The sequence below is a fragment of the Tabrizicola sp. genome, assembly GCF_051645465.1.
GTDB lineage: Bacteria > Pseudomonadota > Alphaproteobacteria > Rhodobacterales > Rhodobacteraceae > Tabrizicola.
Window position 1 is genome coordinate 1 of record NZ_JBOFBI010000187.1, and the last position, 3,811, is coordinate 3,811.

At 64.1% G+C, this 3,811-nt stretch carries 5 protein-coding genes; 2 read left to right on the top strand and 3 right to left on the bottom strand.

The genetic code is table 11. From position 1 onward, the window contains the following. Nucleotides 1-73: 73 nt before the first annotated feature. On the bottom strand, nt 74-1,066 hold the full coding sequence (locus tag ACRCSW_RS12370) for a P1 family peptidase (protein WP_438705492.1): 993 nt from the start codon (nt 1,064-1,066) through the stop codon (nt 74-76). Nucleotides 1,067-1,159: 93 nt separating this feature from the next. Between ACRCSW_RS12370 and ACRCSW_RS12375 the strand changes: the two genes are divergently transcribed. After that, the gene (locus ACRCSW_RS12375) at nt 1,160-1,408 is read left to right on the top strand and encodes a hypothetical protein (protein ID WP_438705493.1); all 249 of its coding nucleotides are present in this window, start codon (nt 1,160-1,162) and stop codon (nt 1,406-1,408) included. A 104-nt stretch (nt 1,409-1,512) separates the two neighbouring features. On the opposite strand, the gene ACRCSW_RS12380 is transcribed toward ACRCSW_RS12375, so the two are convergent. Further along, nucleotides 1,513-1,881 (bottom strand): zf-TFIIB domain-containing protein, encoded by a 369-nt coding sequence (locus ACRCSW_RS12380; RefSeq protein WP_438705495.1) that lies wholly within the window; start codon nt 1,879-1,881, stop codon nt 1,513-1,515. A 245-nt stretch (nt 1,882-2,126) separates the two neighbouring features. On the opposite strand from ACRCSW_RS12380, the gene ACRCSW_RS12385 reads away from it, so the two are divergent. Further along, entirely contained in the window at nt 2,127-3,335 is a 1,209-nt protein-coding gene (locus ACRCSW_RS12385) for a M24 family metallopeptidase (protein WP_438705498.1), read from the top strand. Between the two features lie 30 nt (nt 3,336-3,365). Here ACRCSW_RS12385 and ACRCSW_RS12390 read toward each other — a convergent pair. Continuing rightward, nucleotides 3,366-3,811: hypothetical protein (locus ACRCSW_RS12390; RefSeq protein ID WP_438705496.1), on the bottom strand; the 446-nt coding region annotated here is incomplete at its 5' end.

The following is a 3,811-nucleotide window of genomic DNA, read 5'->3' on the forward strand; positions in this document are numbered from 1 at the left end:
TGGTAGCGTCCCACGGTGGGACAGTCTTCGCACCTCAATGATTTCAATATGTTGCCTGGTCGGTAGGGAGTTGTTAACCCTTCCCGAAGCGGGAGCGCCAGCTGGGTTGAAGATCGTCGGGCATCGGTTCAGCAAGATACACCGCCCGCGCAATGGCCCGCGCCAGACAGGTGGCGGCGGCGTGGCCGATCTGGAAGCTGTCGGTCAGGGGGTCCGCGATCTCGCGGGCGCCGGTCGCGACGGAGAACACGAGGTCACCGTCCAAAGGCGTATGTGACGGCACCAGCGCGCGGGCCATGCCGTCGTGGGCGGCAACGGCCATCCGGTGGGCCTCAGCTTTGGTCAGGCGGGCGTCGGTTGCGACAATGGCGATGGTCGTGGCCTCACCCAGACGCTTGCGCGGCAGGGGGGTCTCTTGCGGGACCATGGGCGCGGGGCCGAGGCCACCGAACTCGGCGCTTTCTTCGAAAGGCGCGGCCCAGAAGTGACCGGTCTCGCCCACAGTCGCCTGGCCCAAGGCGTTGACCACGGCCAAGGCGCCGACGGTGATGCCGGATGGCAGGACGCAGGACGCCGAGCCGAGCCCGCCCTTGAGGTTCCCCGTCATCGCGCCAAAGCCTGCCCCGGCGGTGCCGAGGGTGAAGTCCGGGCCTGCGGCCTCGAACGCCGCACGGCCCAGCGCGGGATAGGGGCTGTCGGCCCAGTCCTTGTCGCCGCCGTTCAGAAGGTCGAACACGATGGCCCCCGGCACGATCGGCACCTGCACCGGGCCGATGGCGAAGCCCCGGCCTTTGGCGCGGAGGCCAGCCATCACCCCGGCCCCGGCATCGAGGCCGAAGGCGGAGCCGCCTGCGAGGAAGATCGCGTCCACCTCTTGCACCATGCGGTCGGGGGCCAGAAGATCGGTCTCGCGCGTTCCCGGCGCGCCGCCCATGACATGGACGGCGGCAGTGAAGGGGCTGTCGGCGGTCAGCACGGTGACGCCGGAGCGGAGCGCGGCACCTTGTGCGTTCCCGACAATGAGGCCGGTGACATCGGTGATGAGGTTCAGGGGACCGGGTCGCAAGTATTCCTCCCTTGGCACGGGCCGTTGCCGCGCCCAAACTCTGTCATGCGCATCACTGGCCGAACAGTTGAAAACGCTGACCAAGGACGGGGATTGCTGATCCGGCTGTCAGACCCGATCTGGTCAAGGCTTTACGGCCCTTGCGGCAATTTCGATGTGACGGGGCATATCGGTCGACTGCTGAATGGCTGGAACAAGGCCATCGCGGACGAACTGTTCGGGGATCGGCTACATCATCAGGAGTCGTTTTATCCGGTTACATATGCGTCGATTCCCTGGCTTCGGCTGGTGGGCAAGCATGACTGGTTAAGGGCCTCCGCCCTGGAGCCTGACTGTACCTGAGCCGCACCTCTAGGCGGTCGTTGAGCGGCTCCTCGTTCGACTTCGTCTTCTCGTCGTGGGCGGGCAGGCCGCGACGAGGCATGAAATGCCACGAGGAGCGGTGTTCAGAAATCGAAAATCTCGCCCAGCAAGCTCTTCTTCCGCCGTTTCTTGTAGCCGCGGTGATAATCATCATCGTCGTCGTCATAATCGTAGCGGCGCGGTTCCGGTGCGTAGCCGTGTGGGGCGGGGCGCTGGGGTTCGGGCTGGTAGATCGGGGCGGCCTGACCTGGCGCGGCCTGGCGGGGAGGCGCTTGGCGGGGAGGCGCCTGGGGGCTGGCCGCAGGTTCGGGCGCCTCGGCGGCGGCGCGTTCGATGATCTTGTCAAGCTCTCCGCGATCCAGCCAGACGCCACGGCACTTCGGGCAATAGTCGATCTCGACCCCGCCGCGGTCGGCCATAACCAGGGTTTCGTTATCTACCGGGCAGCGCATCGCGTCCTCCTTGGTTGCGGTTTACTGTTAGATGGGGGGCCACTTTCGCACCGCAAGCCGGGGCGGCGGAATTTGGCCAGCGGGTTGCAAAATGCCGCGATCCGGGGCACGAAGAGGGCGAGCCGTGGCGATGGCGTCGCCGCAGGGGCTGTTGCCCCGCCGCTTGCAGGGAAATCTGCCACCGTCCTGTACGCCGGGATCTTTCGGGGTCCTATCGTGCCCCGTGACGGAGGTCTGACATGACACTGAACCGACCCGCAATGTACCGCTTCCACAATGGTGGGGCGAAGGACACGCTGCCTTTTGCCGATCAGGAATATCATGACCGGCTTGAAGGTCTGCGCGAGATCATGGCGATGCATGAGCTTGATGCCGTGGTGCTGACCTCGATGCACAACGTCGCTTACTATTCGGGGTTCCTCTATTGCTCGTTCGGGCGGCCTTATGCCTGTGTGGTGACGGGGACGGAATGCGTGACGATTTCGGCGGGGATCGATGCGGGCCAGCCGTGGCGGCGGTCGATTGGCGACAACATCACCTATACCGACTGGGCGCGGGACAACATGTGGCGGGCGGTGGCGTCGGTCACGGGTCTTGGCAAGGCGGTGGGGTGTGAGGCGGACCATCTGACGATGGAGCGGGCGGAGAAGTTCAACACGTTCCTGAAGCCCAAGCGCGGGATGGATATCGCGCCTGCGACGATGCACCAGCGGATGATGAAAAGCCCGGCCGAGATTGTGCTGATCAAGCACGGGGCGAATGTGGCGGATGTCGGCGGCTATGCGATCCGCGAGGCGATTGCGGTGGGGGCGACGGAGCTTGAGGTGTCGATTGCGGGCCGGGATGCGATGGAGCGGGAGATCGCGAAGCGGTTCCCGGATGCGGAGTATCGGGATACCTGGGTGTGGTTCCAGTCCGGGATCAACACCGATGGGGCGCATAATCCGGTGACGAACCGGAAGCTGAAGCATGGCGATATCCTGAGCCTCAACTGCTTTCCGATGATCAGCGGCTATTACACCGCGCTGGAGCGGACGCTGTTTGTGGGCGAGGTGGACGATGCCTCGATGCGGGTCTGGCAGACGAATATCGACAGCCATGAATACGGGATGAAGCTCTTGAAGCCCGGGGCGTCTTGCGCCGAGATCACCATGAAGATCAACGAGTTCCTGGCCGAGCGGCAGATGCTGCAGTACCGGACTTTCGGGTATGGGCATTCGTTCGGGATCCTGTCGCACTACTACGGCCGCGAGGCGGCGCTGGAGCTGCGTGAGGATATCGACACGGTGCTGGAACCGGGGATGGTGATCTCGATGGAGCCGATGCTGACGATCCCGGAGGGGAGCCCTGGGGCGGGCGGCTACCGGGAGCATGACATCTTCGTGGTGACGGAAGATGAGCCCGAGGATATCACGCATTACCCCTATGGGCCCGCGTTCAACGTGGTGGGGTGAGGTCAAGGTCGCCCGGATGGTAAGCGACCGTCAGAGCGTAAACGTCCGGGTGCCAAGGGTCAGGATCACGGCGCAATAGGCCGTCCAGAACATGAGGCAGAAAACCGCGACCCTGACCCAGCGGGAGCTGATGCCCGAGACGATCAGGCAGGATACGGGGTCCCAAATCAGCATCGACATGATCAGAAGAGCCAGAAACCCAAGATCGATATCCCAACTGCCCGCCTCCACCATCAGCAAGATCACGATTCCGATCGCGAAACCCAGGATGGACGGTAACCAGGTGAACACCGCGACCGGGGTCACGACCAGCAGCACCATCGCCCCGATGACGCGGCCCCAGCTTGGCCTCAAGACAGTGCGCCAACGATGGCGATTGGCGTAGGCAAGGCAAAGGATCAGGGCAATCCCGAAGGAGAAGATCGCTGCAAAGGGTAGAGCGGCCAGTCCATTTGGGACGATCTGGGGAAAAGACG